The organism is Aquirhabdus parva, assembly GCF_003351745.1.
GTDB classification, from domain to species: domain Bacteria; phylum Pseudomonadota; class Gammaproteobacteria; order Pseudomonadales; family Moraxellaceae; genus Aquirhabdus; species Aquirhabdus parva.
In genome coordinates, this window is sequence record NZ_CP031222.1 from 1,362,764 (window position 1) to 1,387,273 (window position 24,510).

The 24,510-nt window shown below is 44.4% G+C and carries 22 protein-coding genes and 1 other RNA gene; 13 read left to right on the top strand and 10 right to left on the bottom strand.

The annotated features are described in order from the left end of the window. The first annotated feature begins 35 nt into the window (after nucleotides 1-35). A complete protein-coding gene (locus HYN46_RS06080; protein ID WP_114898546.1) occupies nucleotides 36-1,967 on the top strand; it encodes an LTA synthase family protein in 1,932 nt (643 codons plus the stop codon). A 217-nt stretch (nucleotides 1,968-2,184) separates the two neighbouring features. Next, entirely contained in the window at nucleotides 2,185-3,351 is a 1,167-nt protein-coding gene (locus HYN46_RS06085; RefSeq protein ID WP_114900644.1) for an acyl-CoA dehydrogenase family protein, read from the top strand. Between the two features lie 55 nt (nucleotides 3,352-3,406). Here HYN46_RS06085 and HYN46_RS06090 read toward each other — a convergent pair whose 3' ends face one another. The 5 genes from HYN46_RS06090 to HYN46_RS06110 all read right to left on the bottom strand — a co-directional run bounded on the left by HYN46_RS06090 (nucleotide 3,407) and on the right by HYN46_RS06110 (nucleotide 10,535). After that, nucleotides 3,407-5,380 carry an OPT family oligopeptide transporter gene (locus HYN46_RS06090; protein WP_228254904.1) on the bottom strand — a complete coding sequence of 658 codons (1,974 nt, stop codon included), beginning with the start codon at nucleotides 5,378-5,380 and terminating at the stop codon, nucleotides 3,407-3,409. A 192-nt stretch (nucleotides 5,381-5,572) separates the two neighbouring features. Next, a complete protein-coding gene (locus HYN46_RS06095) occupies nucleotides 5,573-6,691 on the bottom strand; it encodes a S1 family peptidase (protein WP_114898547.1) in 1,119 nt (372 codons plus the stop codon). A 107-nt stretch (nucleotides 6,692-6,798) separates the two neighbouring features. Continuing rightward, the gene (locus tag HYN46_RS06100; RefSeq protein WP_114898548.1) at nucleotides 6,799-7,017 is read right to left on the bottom strand and encodes a hypothetical protein; all 219 of its coding nucleotides are present in this window, start codon (nucleotides 7,015-7,017) and stop codon (nucleotides 6,799-6,801) included. Between the two features lie 170 nt (nucleotides 7,018-7,187). Continuing rightward, nucleotides 7,188-9,629, bottom strand: a complete 2,442-nt coding sequence (gene lon / locus HYN46_RS06105) for an endopeptidase La (RefSeq protein WP_114898549.1) — start codon at nucleotides 9,627-9,629, stop codon at nucleotides 7,188-7,190. Between the two features lie 243 nt (nucleotides 9,630-9,872). Further along, nucleotides 9,873-10,535, bottom strand: a complete 663-nt coding sequence (locus tag HYN46_RS06110) for a 5-formyltetrahydrofolate cyclo-ligase (protein WP_228254905.1) — start codon at nucleotides 10,533-10,535, stop codon at nucleotides 9,873-9,875. 204 nt (nucleotides 10,536-10,739) lie between these two features. Between HYN46_RS06110 and HYN46_RS06115 the strand changes: the two genes are divergently transcribed. Beyond that, a complete protein-coding gene (locus HYN46_RS06115) occupies nucleotides 10,740-11,564 on the top strand; it encodes a CsgG/HfaB family protein (protein WP_114898551.1) in 825 nt (274 codons plus the stop codon). A 164-nt stretch (nucleotides 11,565-11,728) separates the two neighbouring features. On the opposite strand, the gene ssrS is transcribed toward HYN46_RS06115, so the two are convergent. The 3 genes from ssrS to HYN46_RS06130 form a co-directional block, all read right to left on the bottom strand. Further along, nucleotides 11,729-11,912: non-coding RNA, 6S RNA (gene ssrS / locus HYN46_RS06120), on the bottom strand. Nucleotides 11,913-12,043: 131 nt separating this feature from the next. After that, complete coding sequence (locus HYN46_RS06125) at nucleotides 12,044-12,349, bottom strand: cell division protein ZapA (RefSeq protein ID WP_114898552.1); 306 nt, start codon at nucleotides 12,347-12,349, stop codon at nucleotides 12,044-12,046. Nucleotides 12,350-12,413: 64 nt separating this feature from the next. Next, nucleotides 12,414-12,923 (bottom strand): hypothetical protein, encoded by a 510-nt coding sequence (locus HYN46_RS06130; protein WP_114898553.1) that lies wholly within the window; start codon nucleotides 12,921-12,923, stop codon nucleotides 12,414-12,416. A gap of 200 nt (nucleotides 12,924-13,123) precedes the next feature. Between HYN46_RS06130 and HYN46_RS06135 the strand changes: the two genes are divergently transcribed. From HYN46_RS06135 to HYN46_RS06155, 5 genes are all read left to right on the top strand, one after another. Next, complete coding sequence (locus HYN46_RS06135) at nucleotides 13,124-13,795, top strand: UPF0149 family protein (RefSeq protein WP_114898554.1); 672 nt, start codon at nucleotides 13,124-13,126, stop codon at nucleotides 13,793-13,795. 102 nt (nucleotides 13,796-13,897) lie between these two features. Next, nucleotides 13,898-15,268: an aminopeptidase P N-terminal domain-containing protein gene (locus tag HYN46_RS06140; protein ID WP_114900646.1), complete on the top strand. Its 1,371-nt coding sequence runs from the start codon at nucleotides 13,898-13,900 to the stop codon at nucleotides 15,266-15,268. A 180-nt stretch (nucleotides 15,269-15,448) separates the two neighbouring features. Beyond that, the gene (locus tag HYN46_RS06145) at nucleotides 15,449-16,633 is read left to right on the top strand and encodes an FAD-dependent monooxygenase (protein ID WP_407640792.1); all 1,185 of its coding nucleotides are present in this window, start codon (nucleotides 15,449-15,451) and stop codon (nucleotides 16,631-16,633) included. After that, on the top strand, nucleotides 16,630-17,916 hold the full coding sequence (locus HYN46_RS06150) for an FAD-dependent monooxygenase (RefSeq protein ID WP_114898556.1): 1,287 nt from the start codon (nucleotides 16,630-16,632) through the stop codon (nucleotides 17,914-17,916). Before HYN46_RS06145 ends, HYN46_RS06150 begins: the two co-directional genes overlap by 4 nt. 204 nt (nucleotides 17,917-18,120) lie before the next feature. Continuing rightward, nucleotides 18,121-18,429 (top strand): hypothetical protein, encoded by a 309-nt coding sequence (locus HYN46_RS06155; RefSeq protein WP_114898557.1) that lies wholly within the window; start codon nucleotides 18,121-18,123, stop codon nucleotides 18,427-18,429. Between the two features lie 90 nt (nucleotides 18,430-18,519). Here HYN46_RS06155 and rsmI read toward each other — a convergent pair whose 3' ends face one another. Next, entirely contained in the window at nucleotides 18,520-19,359 is an 840-nt protein-coding gene (rsmI, locus tag HYN46_RS06160) for a 16S rRNA (cytidine(1402)-2'-O)-methyltransferase (RefSeq protein ID WP_114898558.1), read from the bottom strand. A gap of 164 nt (nucleotides 19,360-19,523) precedes the next feature. On the opposite strand from rsmI, the gene HYN46_RS06165 reads away from it, so the two are divergent. The 4 genes from HYN46_RS06165 to HYN46_RS06180 all read left to right on the top strand — a co-directional run bounded on the left by HYN46_RS06165 (nucleotide 19,524) and on the right by HYN46_RS06180 (nucleotide 23,076). Further along, on the top strand, nucleotides 19,524-20,459 hold the full coding sequence (locus HYN46_RS06165; RefSeq protein WP_114898559.1) for a penicillin-binding protein activator: 936 nt from the start codon (nucleotides 19,524-19,526) through the stop codon (nucleotides 20,457-20,459). 61 nt (nucleotides 20,460-20,520) lie between these two features. Next, complete coding sequence (locus HYN46_RS06170) at nucleotides 20,521-20,928, top strand: YraN family protein (protein ID WP_114898560.1); 408 nt, start codon at nucleotides 20,521-20,523, stop codon at nucleotides 20,926-20,928. Between the two features lie 336 nt (nucleotides 20,929-21,264). Next, nucleotides 21,265-22,035 (top strand): BON domain-containing protein, encoded by a 771-nt coding sequence (locus tag HYN46_RS06175; RefSeq protein WP_407640793.1) that lies wholly within the window; start codon nucleotides 21,265-21,267, stop codon nucleotides 22,033-22,035. A 78-nt stretch (nucleotides 22,036-22,113) separates the two neighbouring features. Beyond that, on the top strand, nucleotides 22,114-23,076 hold the full coding sequence (locus tag HYN46_RS06180) for an alpha/beta hydrolase (RefSeq protein WP_210009419.1): 963 nt from the start codon (nucleotides 22,114-22,116) through the stop codon (nucleotides 23,074-23,076). Between the two features lie 28 nt (nucleotides 23,077-23,104). On the opposite strand, the gene HYN46_RS06185 is transcribed toward HYN46_RS06180, so the two are convergent. Continuing rightward, nucleotides 23,105-23,785, bottom strand: a complete 681-nt coding sequence (locus HYN46_RS06185; protein ID WP_114898561.1) for an alpha/beta hydrolase — start codon at nucleotides 23,783-23,785, stop codon at nucleotides 23,105-23,107. 159 nt (nucleotides 23,786-23,944) lie between these two features. Between HYN46_RS06185 and HYN46_RS06190 the strand changes: the two genes are divergently transcribed. Beyond that, nucleotides 23,945-24,466 (top strand): GNAT family N-acetyltransferase, encoded by a 522-nt coding sequence (locus tag HYN46_RS06190; RefSeq protein WP_114898562.1) that lies wholly within the window; start codon nucleotides 23,945-23,947, stop codon nucleotides 24,464-24,466. The last annotated feature ends 44 nt before the right edge of the window (nucleotides 24,467-24,510 follow it).

The window sequence follows — 24,510 nt, forward strand, 5'->3', positions numbered from 1 at the left end:
AATCAACCTATTAGCTTGGGTTTCGGAGATTTTGAATGAAACGGATTCTCGATTCACGTTTCGGTATTGTATTCATCCTCGCCATTACGGCTTGCGTGTTATTTCTCATTTTACGAACTGCATTGTTGATCAACAATATTGCGGTTCTTGATTTAAAGGTATTGGATATTCCGCTGATCTATGGTGCAGGTTTGATCTATGACTTGGCTTTTTTAAGTTATCTTTTGATCCCTGTTGTAATCTATTTAGCACTATTGCCGAATAAGCGTTATCAAGGTCGAATCCATCGTTATATTGCTTATATCATTGCGATATTGGTGATTGGTCTTATCTTTTTTGACATGGTCTCCGAATGGCTGTTCTGGGATGAGTTTCAGGTCCGTTTCAATTTTATTTCCGTTGATTATCTGGTCTATCGTCGTGAGGTGACGGGGAATATTTCTGAATCTTATCCTGTGCCTTTATTGCTGACAGGCGTTGCGATTTGCACACTGATTGTTTTTGTTATCATTAAGCGTCCGATTGATTTGGCATTAAAAGCAACGACTTCGCTCAAGAAGCGCTTAGTGGGTGCGTTAATCCTTTTGCTTATTCCAACGGGTTGTTACTTGGCTTTAACCAGTGAAACCTTTAGCCATGTTTCTGAAAATAACTATAAGAATGAACTGGCCAAAAATGGACCTTATCAATTTTTCTATGCTTTCTTTGCCAATGAGCTGGACTATGAACAGTTCTATCAGACGGGTGATAAGCAGGTCCTTGATCAACGTTTACGAGGATTGGTGAAGCAAGATAATCAAACTTTCACTAGTACAGTCCCTTTTGATATTAGTCGGCAAGTGAGTAATGTCGGTCCTGAGAAAAAACTGAATGTCATGATGATCGTTGTTGAGTCACTGAGCGGTGACTACATGACGCGTTTTGGTAACAAGCTTAACCTCACCCCGCATCTGGATGAACTGGCAAATAATAGTTTGTTCTTCAATAATTTTTATGCCACAGGGAATCGTACCGTCCGTGGCATGGAGGCATTGACCTTATCCATTCCGCCTACACCGGGTCAGTCTGTTATTCACCGTCCACATAATGAAGGTTTGTTCTCACTCGGCAGCTTACTCCGTGACAAAGGTTACGACAGCAAGTTTATCTATGGTGGGTATGGTTACTTTGACAATATGAACTATTTCTTTAGTCATAATGGTTTTGATATTGTTGACCGTAATTCCTATGCAAAAGACGAAAGTGTTTTCGGGAATGTCTGGGGTGTTGCGGATGAATATTCATTCTTGCGTGCAAGTCGCGAAGCGGATAAATCCTATCAGGCGAAAAAGCCCTTTTATTCCTTTATCATGACAACCAGTAATCATCGTCCTTATACGTTCCCAGAGGGTCGTGTTGACTCTCCATCGGGACATTATGAGGGTGCGGTGAAGTATACCGATTACGCGATCAATAAATTCATTGAAGATTCACGCAAGAAACCTTGGTTCGACGACACGATATTTATCATCGTTGCGGATCATTGTGCTGGTTCTGCAGGTAAATCAGACCTGCCGCTTGAGCGTTATCACATCCCGCTGTTTATCTATTCACCTAAGCACGTCAAGCCAGGGCAGTTTAATGCCATCACCAATCAGATTGACGTTGCGCCAACGATCATGGGCTTAATGAATAGCTCTTATGTGTCACGTTTCTTCGGTAAAGACGTATTACGCATGAAACCTGAAGAGGGCGGGCGTGCGCTGATGGGTACTTATCAGAAAGTTGCACTGTATCGTGACAATAAAATGGCGATTTTGTCTCCAAACAAAAAAGTCGATGTATTGGAAGACGTGAAGACTGTACCGACGATTCATGATCGTACTGCAGATCCTGCATTGGTTGACGATACGCTGTCCTATTATCAAGGTGCAAGCTATCAACTACATAATGGGTTGATGTTGCATAAAGCGGGCGAGAATAAGTAAGTCTCGTTTTAAGTCTTCTTCCGCAAGGGGGGAAGGCTTAAGTTAGGATGGAGCATTCCATGAATCTCCATCCTATTTTTTTGTTTAGCCATAGCGTTAAAAAATAAAGCCCTAGACTTGCCAAATTGATCATCCGACTTTGAGCATTCAGGCAACCCAAAACCTCATGGTCGCATGGCAAAATCGATGCAATTCTTTTTTAGCTGTTCATATGACTATGCAACCACTTAATCCAAATTATTACACCCCAGACCACATCGCCTTTGCGGACACCATTCGCAAATTTACAGCACAAGAAATCACCCCATTTGCCCATGACTGGGAAGAGGCTGAAACCTTCCCACGTGAGCTTTACAAGAAAGCTGCTGATGTCGGCTTGCTAGGCCTTGGCTTTGATGAACAATACGGTGGCGTAGGCAAAACTGATGCATTTTATGTCCTGCTGTCATCCATCGAACTGGCCAAAGCAGGGTCAGGCGGAATCTGTGCTTCACTGTTGTCTCATAGCATCGGGGCTCCGCCTATTCAACATTTCGCCAGTGATGAGGTTAAAGCGCGCGTATTGCCAAGTATATTAAGTGGCGAAAAAATTTCTGCTTTGGCGATTACTGAGCCGAATGGTGGCTCCGATGTGGCTGCGCTGCAAACGCGTGCTGTGCGTGATGGTGATGATTTCCTTGTGACTGGTGAGAAAATCTATATCACGTCGGGAATGCGCGCTGATTATTACTCAGTGGCTGTGCGCACTGATCCCAATGCCAAAGGTGCGGCTGGCATTTCGATGCTACTGATCGATGCCCATAGTCCTGGAATTACTAAAACGCAGCTCCACAAAACGGGTTGGTGGGCATCAGATACGGCTCAGATCCACTTTGATAATGTGCGTGTGCCTGCCTCAAATCTACTGGGTGCCGAGAATATGGGGTTCTTCGTGATTATGAATAACTTCAATATGGAGCGGTTTTTCTTGGCGGCTTCTTCCTATGGTTTTGCATTGGTATGTTACGAAGAGGCTTTGGAGTGGGCTCAGCAGCGTAAAACCTTCGGAAAACGTTTGATTGATCATCAAGTTATGCGTCACAAACTCGTCGATATGGCGACACAACTTGCAGCGACACGTGCATTGCTGGAAGACACCGCTTGGCGTTTGGGCCAGCCCGATCAGCAGGGGAGTGAGTTGATTGCCCAATTGTGCATGCTCAAGAATGTTGCGACACGTACGATGCAGTTCTGTGCTGATGCCGGTGTGCAGACTCTAGGCGGGATGGGTTTTATGCGGGGTACGCGGATTGAGCGCATTTATCGTGATGTAAAAGTGAATATGATTGGCGGCGGTGCTGAAGAGATTATGAAGGACCTAGCGGGTAGACAACTCGGCTTTTGATCAGGGCATTGAGAATGATCTAGAGGATGGCAGGCCACCCTCTAGATTCATGTGATTAGTGTTTCTTGGAGTGCTGGCTTAACCAATGATATAAAAAGGCAATCGACAGTGCAAAAACGCCGCCACCAATCCAGATGGATGCCGTTTCAAAATCAGATCCCACCAGTGCCAAAGGTGCTGCTACACCAGAGAAAGCCACAATCGCTGCAATCACAACCCCAACCACACTCTCACCAACAATAAGTCCCGATGCGAGCAATACGCCGAGTTGCTGTGTTGCTTCTGGATTGGCAGAGCGTTGTGCACGCTTATTGAAATACCAACCGACCACTGCACCGACCACAATCATCAATGTGCTTTGTGTGGGCAGGTAAATGCCTAGACCAACAGCAAGCGGTGGGATGCTCATATGAAGGGTAGTACGTTTAAGTACTTCATCAATGATGATCAACGTTATGCCGATGGCTATGCCGATACCAATGAGGCTCCAGTCAATATTATTTTGAATCACACCTTGCGCCAAAGCTGAAATTAACCCTGCTTGAGGTGCAGGTAATGCCGTAGCGGGATTAGCACCCGGTACACCAGCAAAACCGTATGCATGGTTCAGCAAGTCCAATACTGGAGGAATAACTGCCGCCCCTGCGATCACGCCAATGATGAGGACCACCTGCTGTTTCCACGGCGTTGCATCAACCAATTGACCTGTTTTTAGATCTTGCAGATTGTTATTGGCAATCGATGCAACCGAGAAGATCACAGCCGTGGTGAAGAGCGCGAATGCAACGAGTGCTTTACCGGCTTCAGGGCCTACATAAGGTTTTACACCGATAGTCAGTAGCAACGCTGCACCGATAACGACAAGAATACCTACGCCGGAGAGTGGACTATTGGATGAACCAATGAGACCCGCCATATAGCCACAAATCGTCGAAACGAAGAAACCCATCAAAATGACATAAGCCAAGCCACCAATTGCCAATACGGCAACATGATCCCCTAAGCCATTGGTCATGCTGAAATAGCCAAGCAAGTAGAGTATAGGCACGCAGCACACCAATGTGATTAAACCCACAATCCCAATGGGGATATCTTGTTCGGTTCGCGGTAATGTATCCGCTTGGCCTGACTTGCGAACCCGTGCAGCGACAATGGCTGAAGTTAGTCCGCTGATAACAGGTTTAATCAGCTTGCCAAGCGTCCACAGCGCGGCAATACCGATAGCACCGGCACCCACGAAACGAACTTTATGGCTCCAAGTCGCTTGGGCAAGATCAGCGATGCCACTGGTGACGGGCTCAACCAATGAGAAGTGCGGTACACCCCAACCCCAACCAATGATTGCACCCACTAACATGGCAATACCGACAGCTAGACCACACAAATGCCCGATTGCAAACAATGCAAAGGAGAGGTTGAAGTCAAAGCCGGTGACTGAGCCTTTATTGCCGACATTAAAGTAATGCGCGACATCACTGGCAAACACTTTGGTAGCGACGATCACTGCAAAGACTGAGGAAACGATAGAGCCGTAGATCAACGCCAGTAAGCCTGTTTTGTTCCCTTCTACATCCGTGCTACTGACTTTTAGAACTTCAGCACAGGCGACCCCTTCAGGATAGGGGAGATCAGAGTTGGTGACTAAAGCACGGCGTAGGGGAATCGAATACATGACGCCGAGAATACCGCCGAGTGCACAGACAGAAAACGAGATCCAGAAAGGAAAACCAGTCCAGCAACCGATCATGATCATGCCGGGGAGGACGAAGATAATCGAGGAGAGGGTTCCTGCTGCTGAGGCCATCGTTTGCACGATGTTGTTTTCTTGGATTGTTGAGTCTCTAAATTTACGTAAGAGCGCCATGGATATCACAGCGGCGGGAATCGATGTTGAAAATGTCAGTCCAACTTTGAGTCCGAAAAACACATTTGCTGCAGTAAAGACGATGGTAATGATGATGCCGATAATGATGCCGCGTATAGTGAGCTCTACGCGTGATTTATTGTTGGCTTGCGGTTGCACGCTCACAAATGTACTCCAATTGAATTTCGAAAACTGTCTTCCAGATGGTCAAAGACGGTATAAGGGGGTGAATATATCCTGCTAGGCTTAAGCGATTCAAGAAATATAACTTTTCATTCATCTGATTTTCAGATAACTAATCTCTGAATGAGGGACAACGATGGGGAATCGTTAGCAAGAAATGAGCCAGATGGGCTTTCATATTGTGTTTTGATAGCTACAGTCATCCAATATAATGAAGTCATTTGATCCAATTCGATTTGATCCAAATACCACTTGATAAGAGCCACCTAGACTGATTTGATGTGTTATAGCATCTTCTTTTTCTTTAAAAAAATATTCTGGTATCTTTGTTATTTTATTTTGTACTGCCCAACTCAATCTCCAGCCTGGGTTGATTTTATCCAAAGATGGAATTAAAACATTTATCCATGGGATTAATTCAAAATGTACTGCACACCCATTTCCCTTCTCATTATCAATAGCTCCAACAGAGCGGCTAACAATGCCAATCACCTCTCCATCTTTATTAAATACAGGTCCTCCACTCATTCCACTTGGCCAGTTAGCTTCCACCTCAATTATAGGTGTTGAATTTCCTCTGCCTTCGGGATGTAAAGCAATTATTCGTCCATAAGATGCTGACATTCCATCAGATAAAAAATACTGAAGCCGTTCTTCATTAATAGGTTCACATTTTAAATCTGGAAAACCGAAAGCTATTACTGTCTCACCTATCTTCGGATTCCAGCCGGAAAGTCGAATTGGAACTGTCCCGATCATATCAGTGGGAATTTTGTCTGCTAATCTCATTATTGCAATGTCAGAGACTGCCTCGAATTCCTGTTCACCTCTCAAGTCTGCGAGCGGATCGTCTCGCTTCCTTAAATGGGAGTGAATGCTGGCAACAGAGGCAAGGGCTTTATCAGGAATTTTGAATCTGCCAAATACGACACCTCTAATTCCAAGAAGTAATATCGGATATATATCGGAGCCTTCGTATAAGAAGTTCACTTCTTCACTATTTGTTGAAGGCCTTACATGTTTTCGGGCAGCATCTATGACATGGTCAGCAGTGAGAAATGTACCCCAGCCATCTACATGAAATGCTGTTCCCATTCCTATTAATCTATTAGCATCTTTTAGCAATACTGGGACAATAGCATGGCGCAATCCTTTGTACCATGTCTCATTGAATACAGGGAATAGGTCTTGACCATGAGATGATGGAGGCGATATTGGAATACGAGTTTTTCTAATTTCTGAAAATTCGCAGATAGAAACAATTATTGGTGAATAAGCGTATTTAGTACTCATATAGAAAGATTTGATTTCTTAAGTATACTTTATAGGTTTGATTTAAATTAAGTATTATAGGTAAATGCTGCGAAATCCTTTCTTAGCCGTAATTGGTAAAGAAAAGATCACTTCCTATCCTTCACCCACTCCTCATCACTCTCAACCAATTTGTCCGAAAGCTCCGCTAGTTTAATTGCAAGCGCTACAGACTTTTCTATGAGTTCATTTTCATTGTCATCATTAAGTGGATTAGTTTGGATCAGGGATGAGAATATAGTGGCGGACATTGAGGCAACGACTGACTCGCTATGCTGCAAATATAAGTAATGTTTCTTTTCTGACATTTTTAACCCCCTGTAAATATTGTTTAAAGTGTTTTAAATCCTTGATGAAAATTATTTAAATCCTATAAGCTAAGAATATAGCCATAACCATCCAAAGGGTCAATCAAAAGAAAAGCCCCCAACCAAAGTTGAGGGCTTCTTTCGTAATGCTACATCACTTCTGCTTTAGATCAGTGTCTCGCACCATCTTTAACTTCAGTCGGCTTAACCAATGCCACATCAGGGATCTCGATAGGTAGCGGTGTAGGCATCTCAACAAGTGCTGCTTTAAGCACTTCATCAATGGTCTTCACAGCACGAATCTCTATACCCGCTTTGATGTTGTCTGGAATCTCATGCAGATCACGAAGATTCTCAGTCGGGATCAGCACCAGTTTCACACCCCCGCGATGCGCAGCCAGCAGTTTTTCTTTCAAGCCACCGATTGGTAAGACTAATCCGCGTAAGGTGACTTCACCAGTCATCGCCACATCTGCGCGGACTGGAATGCCAGTCATTGCAGAGACGAGGGCAGTAGTCAAACCAATACCAGCTGAAGGACCATCTTTCGGTGTTGCGCCTTCTGGCATGTGTACATGGATGTCAGTCGTGCTGAATTTCTCGAAAGGAATTCCCAGACTATCACCACGTGTGCGCACCACAGTCATTGCCGCTTTGATCGACTCTTGCATGACATCGCCAAGTGAACCAGTCGCTGTGTAGGTCCCTTTGCCTTTAACAGCTGCGGCTTCGATGGTCAGTAACTCACCACCGACTGAAGTCCATGCAAGACCGGTAACGCGACCAATCTGTGCATCTTCTTCGGCACGACCAAAGTCAAATTTATACACACCAGAGTAATCCACCAAGTTGGCTTCATTCACGTCGATGTGGACATTCTTAGACTTGCTGGTCACTGCTTCTTTGACGACTTTACGGCAGATCTTCGATACTTCACGCTCAAGATTACGTACACCAGCCTCACGGGTATAGCGACGAATCAATTCACGTACCGCACCTTCATCGATCGTCAATTCCTTAAGTTTCAAGCCATTGGTCTTAATTGCTTTAGGAATCAAATAGCGCTCAGCGATATTGACCTTCTCATCTTCGGTGTAGCCGGGTAAGCGAATCACTTCCATCCGATCCAAGAGTGGAGCAGGAATGTTCATGGTGTTCGCTGTACAGATGAACATCACTTCAGACAAGTCTAAGTCCATATCGAGATAATGGTCATTGAACTTGTGGTTCTGTGATGGATCAAGTACCTCAAGCAGCGCAGATGCAGGGTCGCCACGATAGTCCTGTGCCATCTTGTCGATCTCATCGAGTAAGAACAGTGGGTTCTTCACACCGACTTTAGACAAATGCTGCACGATCTTACCGGGCATCGCACCGATATAAGTCCGGCGATGACCACGAATCTCGGCTTCGTCACGTACGCCACCAAGCGCCATGCGAACAAACTCACGCCCAGTCGCTTTTGCTACAGACTCGCCAAGTGAAGTTTTACCAACACCGGGAGGGCCAACCAAACACAAGATCGGACCACGAAGTTGTTTAACGCGAGATTGCACGGCCAAGAATTCAACGATGCGTTCTTTGACTTCTTTAAGACCATAGTGATCTTCATCAAGAATTTCTTGAGCTTTATCCAGCTTAATCGATACTTTCGAAGCCTTGAGCCATGGTGTATTCAAAATCCAGTCGACATAGTTACGCACCACAGCCGCTTCGCTAGAAGCAGGTTGCATTGCTTTGAGTTTTTTGAATTCACTCTCTGCTTTTTTGCGTACGTCTTCAGGCAACTCGGCATCAAACAGGCGTTTTTCAAGTTCGCCCATTTCATCGGTATCGCCTTCATTCATGTCGGAAAGTTCACGTTGAATCACTTTCATTTTTTCATTGAGAAAGTATTCACGTTGATTCTTTTCCATTTGTCGTTTAACCGACTCATGCAGACCTTGCTCAACTTTTTGCTCTTCCGATTGACGCAATAAATAGTCGGTCAGTTCTTTGACATGATCGGCAATATTGGCGTCTTCCAGAAATTTCTGTTTCACTTCAATCGCCAGTGGCGCGCGGGTTGCGATGAAATAGATCATTTCGAGCAAATCAGTGATTTTTTCAGATGCGGCAATCAACTCGCGGCTGTTACGTAGTTTGGCTTCTGCATATTGGGCAAAAAGCTGTTGCAACGCTTCGCGTTCAGTTTTTTGTGCATTTGCACTGATTTTAATTGGGGTCGGCTCTGGGGTTGTTTCGGCACGCATATAGTCATCTTGGTCAATAATTGCCAAGCGACGTGCACGATATAAACCTTCAATCAGCACCTTGATGCAATTGTCATCATTTTCATGATTTACAACTTGTACAATGCGGCTGACGGTGCCGTATTGATATAAGTTGCCATCATCAATGTCTTCAGTTAGCGAATCTTTTTGCGCAACTACAAAAACGAGATCATCTTCTTCGCGTGCTATTTCAACGGCGCGAATAGATTTTGGTCTGCCCACAAATAGCGCAATTTGCATATGCGGGTAAACCACCACATCACGCAAGGCTAACAGGGGTAGAACTTTGTCAGTCGCGGGGATGTGTTTTACGGTGCTGTTTTGCTTAGAATCGGTCATAAATCACTCCTATGAAACATCAGCGTATTCGCTTGTCATGATTTATTAATAAAGCATGTTTGCAAAATTACAAGGCTACACGATGCTAAAAAACATATATCTTGCTGCGATGACTGATCGTATGCTGTTTTTGTGTACAGTTGCAAACACGAGAAAATTAAAAATAACTTATGAATAACCTACCTAGCGGGTTATTTATAGCTATTTTAGAAAAAGCAATTTACTTGCCATACTCACGTTAAATTAGTGCAAAAATGAATCGCGAGCAACTGTATTAAAACGTTGATATTGAGTTGGTGTAACCACTGCATGAAGCGAGATATCCCAAGGATTTGTTTCTAATAGATCAACCCGTTGAAAATCATAAGCCATCCCAACACGATAAGGTTTCTTAAAATGTTGTCTATGACTGCGCTTGTTATTGAAAGGCTTTTCCATACATCGAGATAAGCTTCGATCATAGAAGCCTCCACCCATTCCTAAGCGATGTCCTTTATCGTCATATGCAACTAATGGCATAAAAATTACGTCTAGATCCATTACGGATAGCCCGCGCTGTTTAGACGGCTGTTTCATACCAAAGCGGTGACTTGTCATTCGTGATGTATATTTTGCTTTTACTTGAGCCCAAGCCAGCGGTTGATCTTTGGCTATTACAACCGGAAAATATATGGACTTTTTGAGTTTCAAGCACAGTTTAATCAAGCTTTGTGTTGGGATTTCACCAAATGCATCTATATAGAGTCCGATCTTTGTTGCATGCATAAATGTCGACTGTTTACGAATGTGGCGTACGACAGCATGCCCTGCTTGACGACGGTAGTGGATTGATAGTTCTCTTCGCTGACGACGAATATATTGCCTTAATAGTTGACTATCTGGATGGGAAAATATTGGCGATTCCAAAGCTTTACTTGACCTCATTATTGGATTTATTTATCTGATAATAAACAATTAATTATTATCAGAGAACCTAAAATTTAAACCTAAAAACATATCCTTACAAAATTTATGGTTATGAAATGATTTATTTTGTTGTATTTTTTGAAGTATATTGTGCCCGGACAAAAAGATCTGGATTAACTGGATAAATTATTAGGGGCTTTAGTTATGAATATCAAAAAAATATCTCTTTTTGCAGTGGTTACACCATTACTACTAACTGCATGTGCAAGCGGTATTCAAATGGGTGGTAAAGATCCGAATATGGTTGCAACGGGGAGTGCCGGTGGTAGTCAGGCCACAGGCGCAAATGCGCAATTAGAAAAATGTGATTCACCTCTTGGAACCATTTCTTTAGTAGAGAACCAAACAGCGGGTTGGTATACCATACTAACAGGAGAATATCATCTTCCACCAACAGCTACCTTACTTCGTTTGATGATTCAGCAATCAAATTGCTTTGTTGTAGTCGAACGTAGTGCCGCTGGTATGAATGCGATGAACCGTGAGCGTGCTTTGGAAAGCTCAGGGGAAATGCGTAAAGGGAGTAAGTATGGTAAAGGTCAGATGGTCTCTTCTGACTATGGCCTATCGCCAGAAGTTGTTTTTAATGAAAATAACGCAGGCGGTCTTTCAGGTGCAATTGGTGGTTTATTGGGCGGCTTTGCTGGACAAGCAATTGGTGCAATTGGTGCAAGTACTAAATCCCGCCAAGCAACAACAATGCTAACTATGGTTGATAACCGTTCAGGTGTGCAACTTGCAGTAGCGGAAGGTAATGCTTCTAAAACTGATTGGGCTGGGATTGGCGGTCTATTTGGTCGCAACGGCGGTGGTAGCTTAGGCGGTTACCAGAACACAGCTCAGGGTAAATTGATTGCTGCAGCATTCATGGATTCATATAACGGCATTGTCAGGTCAACGCGTAACTACAAAGCACAACAAGTTAAAGGTGGTCTTGGCAAAGGCGGTAATTTAAAAGTTGGTGATTAAAATTAAATAGGTATGTGAATTTACCTAACAACATTTATAAAAACCATATCTTAGCTAATAAGGTATGGTTTTTATTTGGCTGAAGTTGGGCATAAAAAAACACCAGCGACGATGCTAGTGTTTAAAATTCAATTATTTACACAGATTAAAATCATTCAATGAATTAGGTCTCCAAGAATGCCGCTAATAACCGTTACCCTTGAACCCAATAAGGTTCAAGGAGGAGGCGCCGATGGCTCACAGGCTTTCTACTCAAGGCAGACTTGCACACAGAACCAACAGAGCGCATCCCTATAGGATGAAATCGGCTCAGGGGATTGGGCTACTTGGCGCGCACCTCAGAGATGAGATAAGTATAACCCCGTGATAAGAAGATGCAAGTAAAAGGCTTGGGACTTTGGTAAAAAGTGTAATGACTGCTTTTTATTACACCAACTTTAGTGTCATTGCATTGCATGCAATCATCTAATTCTAGGCAGTTATTTAGCCGCTATCGCTGCTTCAACATCACTGGTGAGTTGGTGGATTAATTGTAAGTTTTGATTTTTCTCTTGTACACGCTCAGCGGAGAGTGCTTTAAGCTGCTGTTCAAGTTTGGCGAATTCAAGAGACAGGTTGAGTGCAACCATACCCGCGACACGTTCTGATTCTAGGCGGGGCATCGCAAGTCGTGCTTCGCGGTATTTAGTCTCCAGCGCAGTCGCTGCAGCATGCAAATTTGCTTCGTCGCTTGGGGCACATTCCAGTTTGTAGGTTTTATCAAAAATAATGACTTCAGTCGGCATGAGCTTTTTCCTTCGTTACTTTTCCTTTTTCATCATGCGGGGGTATCCGCGGAAGAAAAGGGTATTAATTGGCAGTATCTGCAGTTGATGTCGACTGACCCAGCATTGATAATCGGTGAATAATCGCTTCTACTTTTTGCTTTGCAAATTCATTTTTACGGACTAAGCCATCGCGCTCTGCTTCAAGCTGAGCTTTGATCTGGGCAAAGTCGGCGCGTTCTGTTTCAAGCGTCTGTTTCAACTGCTGAATTTCGCTGCGTAGCTGATTTTGTTCGACTTGATGTTGTGTGTGAGTCGCTTTCAGCCCTTCATGATTACTCTGGAGGTCCTGATGGCTGCGCCCAAGCTCTACAAGTCGCTCCGAAAGCGTTTCTTGGTCTTTAACACTCTGTGCATGTTCGACCTGCAAGAGTTCGAGTTGGTGTTGCAATGCAAGCCGAGCTTGTTGTTCTTCAGGATTAACGACAGGCGTAGCAAGTTGTGCTTGAAGTTGTATATTTTCAAGACGTTTGTCTTGTAACTGCTGCGTTAACGTTTTAATGAGTATTTGTAGACGTTGGAGTTCTGCTAACATGATTTGGTCGCACTATATTGCGTTGGACGCTAATATAGTAGGCAGAGAGTAGCTGGGTCAACTAGGTAGCTTCATATAGGTTGCTTTTAGTCAAAATTGAACCTAATCGAGTCTAACTTTTTGCTGATTGGTAAAGACTGGTTTGTTTTCATAATGATTTTTGTGACAAATGCCAATTTGGTATCGATAAGGGTAATGCAATGCATGATGATGAGTCCGGATGGACAGAGTGGGATGGTCGTTTCTCCAAAGTACCTGATTTGTCAGGTCCCAGTGAGTTACATGGTTTATTAACAGGCATCGTGGTGGTGACCCAGCCTCCGACGTCTGATGAGTGGCAGGCAATTTTGGCACGTATCGGCTTTGAGCCTTTGCCAGAAGATGCACTGCGCTTACTGACCGAAGAAGCGGAAGATACTGCTGCTGCATTGCAGGATGATACGTTGGACTATGCGCCACTATTGCCTGATGACGATCACCCTTTGATTGAGCGTGTGGAAGCATTGGCCAATTGGTGTAGTGGTGTTTTGTTGGGCTTTGGTTTAACCGGTGGTCGCATTCGTAAGGATGAGGCAGAGATTTTGCATAGCCTGAGCGATGTTGCTGGGTTGTTGTACAGCGACGAAGATGATGATGAGGAAGGCGAGGAAAGCTATACCGATTTGGTGGAGTTTGTACGCTTGATTCCCGTGAGCTTAGCGCTAGGACGCGAGCGTTCTACGGTAGCCAGTACATCACTGCTGACTGGTAAACCTTTAGTTGATGCGCAAGGCGATGCACTGGATCATGTTGATTCGGATCATGACCATGCGCATACCGAAGGCAGTGATACACCCATCGTTGAACATTTCAATCCAGCGCGACCTTCCTAATCCATCGGCAGATTGACGTGATGATTTAAGCACAGGCTTTATTCATCGCGTCAGTCATTCTTTTTTAATTAAATTATGATGGACTGTTTTTAGATGAATCAAATGACAACGGCTATTCCTGCATCTGCCGAAAAAGCTGCAATACTTCCAGTTTATGCTGAACGTCGTGCCAAGTTACTTGCGCAGATGACGCCAGATTCGATTGCGTTGATTTCGACCAGCGAAGTTCATCTTCGAAATCGTGATGCAGACTTTCGCTTCCGTGCAGATAGTAGCTTTTATTATTTGACTGGTTTTGCAGAACCCGAAGCTTTGGCTTTTATCCAGCATCCTCAGACGATTGATGATCAAGAAGTTTCTTATGGTTTATTTTGTCGCGAGCGCAACCGTGAGCGTGAGATCTGGGATGGATTACGTGCGGGAACTGCGGGGGCTGTAAATCATTACGGTGCTGATGTCGCTTATGTGATTGATGAGCTCGATGTATGGATGACAAAGCTACTTGCGGGCAAAAAACGCTTATATGTCCGATTGGGCAACGACAGTGCATTTGACTTAAAGGTCAGTGGCTGGTTAAAAAATGCAGTGTCCAAACAGCGTCAAGGCGGATCGGTGCCTATTGAAATCATTCAACTCGATTCAATTCTGGATGAGATGCGTTTGATTAAAGATGAGCATGAAGTAAAGACTATGCGCCGCGTTGCAGAAATAAGTGCGCATGCCCATGTTCGCGCAATGCAAACGGTTCGTCCTGAGATGATGGAATATGCGCTTGAAGCAGAGCTGCTCTATGAATTTGGTAAAAACGGATGCCAGACTGCTTATAACAGCATTGTGGGTGGCGGTGTAAATGCTTGTATTCTGCATTATGTAGAGAACAACGCACCCTTAAAAGACGGTGAACTGGTGTTGATTGATGCAGGGGCGGAACTGGATCATTATGCAGCGGATATTACGCGGACTTTCCCCGTGAATGGTGTGTTTTCGCCAGAACAAAAAGCCCTGTATCAATTGGTTTTGGATGCACAGCTAGCAGCTATTGATGCGGTCAGAGTGGGTTTACCGTGTAAAGACTATGATCGTGTTGCTGTCGAAGTGCTCACGACAGGTTTGGTTCGGCTAGGCTTGCTCTCTTTGAGCGAAGAGCTGCCAGATGTCGCTGCACTCATTAAAGCAGGTGCACATCGTCGTTTTTATATGCATGGTACTGGGCACTGGCTGGGAATGGATGTGCACGATGTGGGTTCATATAAAGCAGGCGATGACTGGCGTCCTCTACAAGCCGGTATGGTGTTGACCGTTGAGCCAGGCCTCTATGTTGCTATTGATGATGAGACTGTGGAAGCGCGCTGGCGTGGTATCGGTATTCGTATCGAAGATGATATTTTGGTCACCGAAAAGGGCCCTGATGTTCTGACGCGTGATGTCCCTAAAACGATTGCAGAAATTGAATCGCTTATGCAAAAATCATAAGCAGATAAACAAGAGTCACTTGAGTGATTTCGTTTTGGTAGATCATGATATTCATATAATAAGGACAGCCTGATGGTTCACGTAAGTGATTTTTTAAGTGATTCTGCAAGTGATGGTTTGAAAAGTTCGGCGGCGGATTTGCCGCTTTTAAAAGTTCCTCTGCTGATTGTCGGTGGAGGAATGGTGGGGCTGACTTTAGCGTTAATGTTGGGTCAAAAAGGGTTACCTGTAACACTCTTGGAAGCTGTGCGCTATCCTGAGCATTTCAATGATACGCCGTATTATTCCAGCTTCGATGCGAGAAATACGGCGTTATCCCGTCGTACAGTACAAATTTTCACTGATCTGGGCTTGTGGAGTGAACTCCAAGAATTTGCAACCCCAATTTTTCAGATTCATATCAGTGAGCAGGGCAGTTTTGGTAAGGCCCGATTGAGTGCTGATCAAGAGGGCCTAGAAAGCTTTGGCCAAGTGATTGAGAATGCATGGCTAGGGCGTGTTTTATTGGCGCAAGTTCGTGCCAGTTCGCTCATTACCCTGATTGACGGTGTAAACGTGACACATCTGACCCAAGATGATCAGTTTGCAACGATTCAGGCTACCAAAATAAATAGTGACGGCGAGAACGAAGTTTTTAGTGTCAAAACACCAGCGCTTATTGCCGCAGATGGGCGTGATTCTTTCTGTCGCCAAGCTTTGGGTGTGGGTGTCAATGAGCATGATTATGAACAAGTTGCTTTAGTTACGACGGTTCAAACCAGTTTGCCTCATGAGCAGCAAGCCTTCGAGCGTTTCGCGCCACAAGGTCCACTTGCTTTATTACCGCTTTGTGGTTTAAACCGCCGTGCCATCGTGTGGACCGTGCCCAAAGGTACTGAGCAAGCGTGGCTTGGAGGCGAGAATGACCAGCATTTTTTAGATGCACTACAAGGGGCTTTTGCCAATCGCGCGGGTCGTTTTGAAAAAACTGGAAAACGCTTTGCCTATCCTTTATCGCAAGTCCTTGCCGATCGTCAGGTAGTGGGGCGTGTGGTGTTGATGGGAAATGCGGCGCATACCTTGCACCCAGTTGCAGGTCAGGGCTTTAATTTATGTATACGTGATGCCCAAGTGCTGACGCAAACACTGTCTCATCAGGCACAAGCGGGGCGTGATTTGGGGGAAGCTTCGGTATTAAAAGCTTATGAACAATCTCGCTTGACAGATCAAAAACGCGTCATTCGCTTCTGTGATTCAATAGTTCGTGGTTTTAGCAATCGTAATCCATTGCTTAGACTAGCGCGGAATACCGGTCTTGTTGCTTTTGATGTGATTCCAGGTGCGAAGCAATTGGTTGCAAACTATGCAATGGGGCTCAAGGTATGACAACTGCTCCCCATGCCGTAGATGTCGTCATTGTTGGCGGTGGTTTAGTCGGTGGTCTTTGTGCATTGCTATTGGCTGAGGGTGGTGTGAAGCCTTTGGTTATCGATGCGGCACCTGCACTGACAGAGACTGATCGAGCGCAAGATTTATTGGCAAAAAGAGATGCGCGAGTATGGGCTCTTAGTCCAGCGAGTTTAAGTCTTTTATCTCGGGCCAAGGTCTGGGGCCGCGTGCAACGCCATGCGCCCTATCAAGGCATGCAGGTTTGGTCACGGGATGGTCGAGGCATTCTTAATTTCGGTAGTGCGGATCATCACAACGACGACTTACCCGTTAACGATACTCAGCTGTTACTTGGTAGTATGGTTGAGCCTGGTGTTTTGTCGTTAGCCTTACAAGAGGTTTTGCAAGAACGGCTTGGATCTAGTTATTTACAATCAACGCGTTTGCAGTCTTTAGAGCGTTTGAGTCAGACATGGAAAGTTACCCTTGCTGATGGGACGCAATATCAGACTCCTTTAGTCATTGGGGCTGATGGTGCAGGTTCCGTAGTTCGTCAATTTGCTGGGATTCAAACTGAGTTACTTGATTACAAGCAGATGGCTGTAACCTGTGCGATTCGAACGGAAAAGCCTAACGAGGGTATTGCGCGTCAAGTTTTTTTACCGACTGGCCCCTTGGCATTTTTGCCCTTAGCGAATTTACCGACTCAAGTAGAATCTGAACATGACTGCTGGCAATCCGTTGTCTGGACCCTGCCTGCAATTGTGGCGCAAGACATGATGGCATTGGATGATGTGACTTTACGTGCAGAATTAGCCCATGCCAGTGGTTATATGTTAGGTCAAATCGATACGATTGAATCCCGAGGGATTTTCCCTTTGAAAGCTCAGCAGGCTAAGCAATATAGTCTTGAGGGTTTGGTTTTGGTGGGCGATGCTGCACATGTTGTTCATCCTATGGCCGGCCAAGGTGTTAATCTTGGGTGCTTGGATGCTGCTGTTCTGGTGGATGCATTACTGCATGATCGTGCTCGAGGATTATGGGCTCATCGTCAGACACTCAAGCGCTATGAGCGGGCACGTAAACTGCCCAATAGTATTATGATGCATGGCTTGTCATTACTGGGTTGGTTACAAAGTTCTGATCAACAATGGATGATGTGGCTGCGCGGAGAGGGGATGCATGCGGTCGCTAAATTAGACCACCTCCGTCATTTGATTGGTGAGCAGGCCAGTGGGCGTGGAGCGGTACAAGGAACGCGTTATCAAATGCGTTCGTAATGGCTTATTAAAAAAGTGTTTACTCCCTCTAATAACACTGTTTCAAATTATAGACAAGACTAGCACTTAGTCATACGGCTTGATAAAGTAAAACCATCAATAAGACGTTTTAAAATCGGTGCTATATGGCATTGAGATATGATATAAAGCGTGGAAGTTGAGTCGTTGTGAAAAGCGTTAGGTAAGACGTAAAAGGAGATGTAGATGAGCAGTACTGAATATAGCGATGATTATGAAGGTGTTGATCCGTCAGATGAGACTGCGGATGATGATGGTATTGATGATGTCGATGCTGTCGTTGCATCAGATGATGGCGATGTAGATGCCGCTGCAGGGGCCAGCAAAGGCGATGGTGAAGGACGTCCAGCGCCTGATGATGTTGCACAAGCAGAAAGCTTATCGCCGAGTGCAAAGCGCGATGAGCGCCAGAGATTAGCTGAAGAACTTGAGCGTTTTCTGGCTCAAGGTGGGCGTATTCAAGAAGTGCCTGCTGACGAAAGTATTCGCGACTAATACTGTAAATAGATAAAATTAATGGACTGCAACGTGCATGATGACGTTGCAGTAGTCAAACAAAAAAGGTGATAGAGAAGTATTTTTCGCTTATTGATCTTTCAATGATAGCGCGCGTTGGTATAGTTCATTTTTTTTTAGTCCCGTCAGTTCAGCTGCCAGCTGAGCAGCTGCCTTGACAGGCAAGTCCTGTAATAATCGTTTTAATAATTTATCTGTGACTTCTGTGTTTTCAACCTCTTGTTCCGCATTAAACCCTCCGATCACCAAAACGATTTCGCCGCGCTGCTGATTGTTATCGTTTTGTACAAAAGCTAAAAGCTCTCCAAGCGTCGATTTCTTAATTGTTTCAAAGGTTTTTGTGATTTCACGTGCTAAACAAGCATCACGATTGATACCAAAAACTTCGACAAAGTCTGACAAACTATCAAGGATTCGATGCGGCGCTTCGTAAAATATTAGAGTACGTGTATCTTTTTTGAGTCCTTCGAGTGTTTGTTTGCGAGCATGAGTTTTTGCAGGAAGAAAACCCTCAAAGCTAAAACGATCGCTGGGTAAGCCCGAAGCAGAGAGCGCGGCAATTGCGGCACAAGCACCGGGGACAGGAACAACTTTGATGCCTGCCTCATGTGCGGCACGAACAAGGCGAAATCCCGGATCGCTGATCAGTGGGGTGCCAGCATCACTAATGAGGGACACATGATCACCTTGCTGAAGTCTTGCGATCAGTTCAGGAACTTTTTGTCCTTCATTGTGGTCGTGACATGCTGTAGTCGGGGTATTGATGCTATAAGCAGATAGTAGGTGGCCGGAATGCCGTGTATCTTCAGCCGCGATGATTTGACATGTTTTAAGGGTTTGTTCTGAGCGATGTGAAAAGTCATCAAAATTGCCGATTGGCGTGGCAACGACATAGAGAGTTCCAGCCATAAGAGATATGTTCCATGTTTAACGTGATGTTTTGATTAGTATTACACTATAATTAAAGCATCGTTTAAGATTAATGTTCACAACAATGTCATGCATGAACGACGTAAAATTACTTCACCTAATAATGAATATATTTGGACAATCGATAGCAGGAGTGGGCAGTGATGCGTAAAACCCTATCACAGAAACTGTGTTCTAGCCTGATTATACCCATGCTGAGTGGCATACCTTTGGCTCATGCCGAAATTTTGGTACTACTGCCTGAACGCGGTGCCTTAGCACCTGCAGCTCAGAGTGTTAAAGATGGATTGTCCGCTGCCTATTATGCAGGAACACAGCGCCCTGCGCTGCGTTTTGTTGACAGCAGTGATCAGCCGATGGATATTTTATTGGCTAAAGAAGTTAAATCGGATACCGAACTGGTGATTGGTCCCTTGGCGCGTGAGCAGGTTGGTGAGTTGGTCAATCTCTCGCCTAAAGTCCCTGTACTGGCACTCAATCAAGTTCCCCAAAGTCAACGTAATGTGTGGCAATTTGCACTTGCACCCGATGAAGATGCCATCACCTTGCTTAAAACGATGCAAGGTGATGGGGTAACTCAGCTTTCAATTGTCACCGAGCCCAAGTTTACCAGCGGGCAGCGATTTAAAGAGGCTTTACTCAAGTCCGGAAAAATGAAGACTATCGACATCAAAGCCATACCGACAAATTTGCCAGCGAATCAAGGCTTACTCATTCTTGGCGATGCGCAATGGGTGAGTCAGCAGAAGCTACCCAAGGAGCGTGTGTATATCCCCGCTTTTGCTTTTGATCGTAGGTTACCCGTACAGACAGGTTTACAGTTCTGCGATACACCCGCACTCTTAAGAGCAGATTGGCCTGAACTTAATGCATTAAATAAAGCTCAGCCAGCCCCGAGTAATGTACAGCGACTACGTGCGTTTGGTGCGGATGCGTGGCAAATTGCTTTACTCATCCGTGATCATGCACTCAGTGCAAAGTTTTCGGGACGGACAGGTCTAATGACCTTGAATAATCAAGATATTAATCGCGTGCCAATTTGTTTTCAGGCGACTTCCGGCGGCCTCGTTCCAAAGTAAGAAACATTAAAAAGGATTTTTAAATGATACGAGACAAAACCCAATTTTTCTTGAGTGTGCAATGACCGTTGGACGCTCTACGAGCCCCACGCATGCTGCTGGGCAATATGCTGAAGAGCATGCTTTAGCCTTTTTAAAAATTCAGGGATTTACACTTGTTGCTCAAAATTTCCATGGCAAAGTGGGTGAAATTGATCTCGTTATGGCAAAAGATAAATTACTCATTTTTGTCGAAGTACGATTAAGACGACCTAGTCGATTTGGTAGTGCAGCAGAGAGTGTGACCTTTGCCAAACAACGTAAGATCAGCAAAACAGCAGCTTTGTTTTTGCAACGATTTACTCAGTATGAGTCTTATGATTGCCGATTTGATGTCGTCACTATTGAAGGAAATTCAGCGTTTCACGATTCTGCTCCTATGACAGCATTTAAGATTGATTGGTTAGAAGGCGCTTTTTACGCGGTGTAGTGATGAACCATAGTTACAGGCTCTCCACATATGTAATGGGGTTCTCCAAACTTTCACTGGATTTAACACAATCAACTCATTTTGTGAGTAACTATTTTGCTAGACTTGGGTCTAAAGAAAGATTGGTGGGTGTTGAGGCAAGATATGCAGGGTTTAAATGATTCGGTTTTAAGTCAAATTGATCTAAAAAATAAAGAGGCGAGAATGCAACGATTTAAACGGCTTTCCAAAGATCAAAAAGCTGAAAAAAGCAAACGTATAGCGCTTGTTTGGAAAAACATGTTTGCAAAAACCAATGCGCTTTTAAAGACCACCAGTTTTGCAACGGCAACGAGCATCTCTAAAGTGACGACCGTATCCGTGTTGTCTTCAACACTGCTACTCACAGGGTGTAGTTCTTTTATCGCTGCGAATACAGGAACTCAGCCAGTTGGGATAGAGTCGAGCGACCGCTCATTTAGCCAGGTGCTACTTGATAACTCAATTGAACGTACTGCAAGCATCAATATGTACAAACTGGATTCACGCTTTAAACAATCTCGTGTGAATATCACTAGTTTTCATAGCGTTGCTTTGCTGACTGGGCAAGTACCAGATGCTCATCTCAAGCAAGTTGCAGAAGATAATTTAAAAGCGATGAGTGATGTTAAAGCCGTACAAAACTATTTAACGGTTGGCGATGAAATCGGTTATGCACAAATTGTTCAGGACGGCATTACGACGGCGACTGTGCGTAAAAACTTTTTGTTGTTGAAAGGATTTAAAGACTCGCGGGTTAAAGTCGTTACTGAAAACAATGTGGTTTATTTGATGGGTAAACTACCCAAGAGCGATATTGATTGGCTCATCGATACTTTGCAGCGTACATCCAGCATCGCGAAGATCGTTTCACTAATTGATGTCTTGCCAGAAGTCGCGCCTACATTGCAGCCTTCTACACCTGTGGAGAGTAAACCGCTGACTAATGCGACTGCGAGCAGCAACACCAATATGAACAGCGATACGGTGACGACACCTGTGGCGATAGACCCGATGACTTCTACGCAGCCATTGATCGCCAATAGTTCAGCAAGTTTTAATGCGACGAGTCTGCCTAATTCGCAATAAGGGTATTTTGATCATTGAGTGAAGTGCAGTCGTGTTTGTAAAATGGAACCATTCTTTTTTAGTTATTTTGGTTAAATCATGAATAAATCGCTGCGCTTTCCTCAGTTGTCAAAATTATCAAGATTGTCTGGATTTAAGAAAGCTGCGATCGTAGGGACCTTAGGAGGAGTAGTTGTTGGTATATTCAGCTATTCGCCTGCTAAGGTATTAACGGCGTTATCCTCAATGCAAGGGCTGAAAATCTATAAAAAAATCCCTTACGGTACGCATCAGCGCCAATTCTTAGATGTATATCAACCCACAAACCTTCCTGCTGATCTCACGATTCATGCTAAAAATGGCTTGCCGGTGGTCGTTTTTATTCACGGAGGTTCATGGCAACATGGTGAAAAAGAGGGTCATGGTTTTATTGGGCGTAGCTTGGCTCAAGCAGGTTATTTAACGGTCGTGATTGACTATCGTTTAGCGCCAAAAAATATCTATCCTGATTTTATCCATGATTCCGTCAGTGCGATTGCTTGGGTATATCAGCGTATTGCCGAATATGGCGGTGATCCGAACAAGCTATTTATCATGGGACATTCCGCAGGTGCTTTTAATGCAGTCGTTGCTGTGGATGATGCGCGCTTCTGGCGCAATAGTCATGTGCCAAACGGTGCCATTAAAGCCGTGATTGGTTTAGCGGGTCCTTATTCGTTTGATTATCGACAATACCAGAGCAAGGTAGCATTCCCTGCGCATTTACATCCTGAAGGGGTTATGCCGGATCGACATGTACGCCCAGATGCTCCGCCACATTATTTGATGGTTGCAGAAAATGATAATCTGGTCGGCATCAAAAATATGCTGAAAATGAAGCGCGCCCTTGAGCGCGCCAAAGTTCCAGTCAAGTCAGTGGTTATTCCAAAGGTCAATCATATGACCATGATTGTCGCCATGGCCAAACCAACTCGTTGGCTTGGAAAAACACGTGAATTGGTACTGGATTATATTGCCGAGCGGCTTGAGGCTGACGCGTTAGAACAGAAAAAATCTGCATGATTTTGTTATTCTAACGCGGTAAGAAATATTATTTCTTTTCGTTAACACGTTCAACAAGCCATTTCCCAATGGCTTTAATTTCTTCTAAATTGACTGAGTGGGCCATGTGATAGGTATGCCAAGTGATCGGGCAACCCAACGCTTGAACGGTATCGCGCGCACTTTCACCCATACTTAAGCTCACCACATCATCCTGACGTCCATGCGCAGCAAAAATAGGTGTATTTTGATTCGCTGCATCAAATTCTGTTTTGATCAATGTCGCTGAAGGGATATAGGTTGAGAGTGCAATAATCCCAGCCAGTTTCTGAGGGTGTGTTAACCCGGTCGTGTAGGCAATAGCACCGCCTTGAGAAAAACCTGCAATGATTATACGTTCACTGGGAATACCACGCGCATTTTCTTGTGTGATTAAGGCACGAACTAGGTTTCTGCTCGCAATGATGCCGGCTTCATCGACAACGCGGCTATTACTATCTAATGTCAAAATATCATACCAGGCAGGCATCTGGTAACCGCCATTGATACTAACCGGGATAACTGGCGCATTCGGAAAAATAAAGCGAATAGCAGTATCATTAGATAATCCCAGTTCTGGGATTATGGGTACAAAATCATTCCCATCTGCACCTAAACCATGGAGCCATATAACCGACAATGTGGGATGGGCGGCGGTTTCGATTTCGATGGGTGGTTTTGCTGCAGGCATGATGTTTGATCCTGATAAATGATGTAAAGCGGCTTATACTATACGATAAGTTGCCGTTTCTAAAACAGATCGAATGTGTATTGTTCTATTTTAGTTATACTCAAGACAGATTTGATGTTTGGCAATGATTCTTTTTGTTTGCGATGAGGTTTGTGAATCATGCAGTTTGTCAGTTGTACTTATGAGTTACATGCAACGGCTATTCTTGATATTTTTAATGAAGCTATTGCCAATTCAACGGCACTGTATGATTACAAGCCAAGAACACTAGAAATGATGCAAGAGTGGTTTCGGGTTAAACAAGTGGGGTCTTTTCCGGTCATTGGTCTTGTTGATGATAACGGACAATTAATGGGCTTTGCCAGCTATGGCACCTTCCGTGTCTGGGCCGCCTATAAGTATACAGTCGAGCATGCGATTTATATACATCAGGATCATCGGGGTAAAGGGCTGGGCAGGATACTGCTCAATCAACTCATTGAATATGCGACAGAGCAGCAACTTCATGTCATGATCGGCGGGATTGATATTGCCAATCACGCCAGTATTGCTTTACATGAAAAGCTCGGCTTTAAACATTCGGGAACAATTCAGCAAGCTGCGTTTAAATTTGGTCGTTGGTTAGATTTAGGCTTTTATCAGTTAATTTTACCGACACCATTGCAGCCGATTGATGGCTAGAGCATGCTTTGAATGTGCAATTTTCACCGAGTACAGCCTGATTT

What these genes read in the sequence shown, in the direction of transcription:
- HYN46_RS06080 (WP_114898546.1), top strand. Translation starts at nt 36, where the DNA reads ATGAAACGGATTCTCGATTCACGTTTCGGTATTGTATTCATCCTCGCC.
- HYN46_RS06085 (WP_114900644.1), top strand. Translation starts at nt 2,185, where the DNA reads ATGCAACCACTTAATCCAAATTATTACACCCCAGACCACATCGCCTTT.
- HYN46_RS06095 (WP_114898547.1), bottom strand. Translation starts at nt 6,691, where the DNA reads ATGAGTACTAAATACGCTTATTCACCAATAATTGTTTCTATCTGCGAA.
- HYN46_RS06100 (WP_114898548.1), bottom strand. Translation starts at nt 7,017, where the DNA reads ATGTCAGAAAAGAAACATTACTTATATTTGCAGCATAGCGAGTCAGTC.
- lon (WP_114898549.1), bottom strand. Translation starts at nt 9,629, where the DNA reads ATGACCGATTCTAAGCAAAACAGCACCGTAAAACACATCCCCGCGACT.
- HYN46_RS06115 (WP_114898551.1), top strand. Translation starts at nt 10,740, where the DNA reads ATGAATATCAAAAAAATATCTCTTTTTGCAGTGGTTACACCATTACTA.
- HYN46_RS06125 (WP_114898552.1), bottom strand. Translation starts at nt 12,349, where the DNA reads ATGCCGACTGAAGTCATTATTTTTGATAAAACCTACAAACTGGAATGT.
- HYN46_RS06130 (WP_114898553.1), bottom strand. Translation starts at nt 12,923, where the DNA reads ATGTTAGCAGAACTCCAACGTCTACAAATACTCATTAAAACGTTAACG.
- HYN46_RS06135 (WP_114898554.1), top strand. Translation starts at nt 13,124, where the DNA reads ATGCATGATGATGAGTCCGGATGGACAGAGTGGGATGGTCGTTTCTCC.
- HYN46_RS06140 (WP_114900646.1), top strand. Translation starts at nt 13,898, where the DNA reads ATGACAACGGCTATTCCTGCATCTGCCGAAAAAGCTGCAATACTTCCA.
- HYN46_RS06145 (WP_407640792.1), top strand. Translation starts at nt 15,449, where the DNA reads ATGGTGGGGCTGACTTTAGCGTTAATGTTGGGTCAAAAAGGGTTACCT.
- HYN46_RS06150 (WP_114898556.1), top strand. Translation starts at nt 16,630, where the DNA reads ATGACAACTGCTCCCCATGCCGTAGATGTCGTCATTGTTGGCGGTGGT.
- HYN46_RS06155 (WP_114898557.1), top strand. Translation starts at nt 18,121, where the DNA reads ATGAGCAGTACTGAATATAGCGATGATTATGAAGGTGTTGATCCGTCA.
- rsmI (WP_114898558.1), bottom strand. Translation starts at nt 19,359, where the DNA reads ATGGCTGGAACTCTCTATGTCGTTGCCACGCCAATCGGCAATTTTGAT.
- HYN46_RS06165 (WP_114898559.1), top strand. Translation starts at nt 19,524, where the DNA reads ATGCGTAAAACCCTATCACAGAAACTGTGTTCTAGCCTGATTATACCC.
- HYN46_RS06170 (WP_114898560.1), top strand. Translation starts at nt 20,521, where the DNA reads ATGACCGTTGGACGCTCTACGAGCCCCACGCATGCTGCTGGGCAATAT.
- HYN46_RS06180 (WP_210009419.1), top strand. Translation starts at nt 22,114, where the DNA reads ATGAATAAATCGCTGCGCTTTCCTCAGTTGTCAAAATTATCAAGATTG.
- HYN46_RS06185 (WP_114898561.1), bottom strand. Translation starts at nt 23,785, where the DNA reads ATGCCTGCAGCAAAACCACCCATCGAAATCGAAACCGCCGCCCATCCC.
- HYN46_RS06190 (WP_114898562.1), top strand. Translation starts at nt 23,945, where the DNA reads ATGCAGTTTGTCAGTTGTACTTATGAGTTACATGCAACGGCTATTCTT.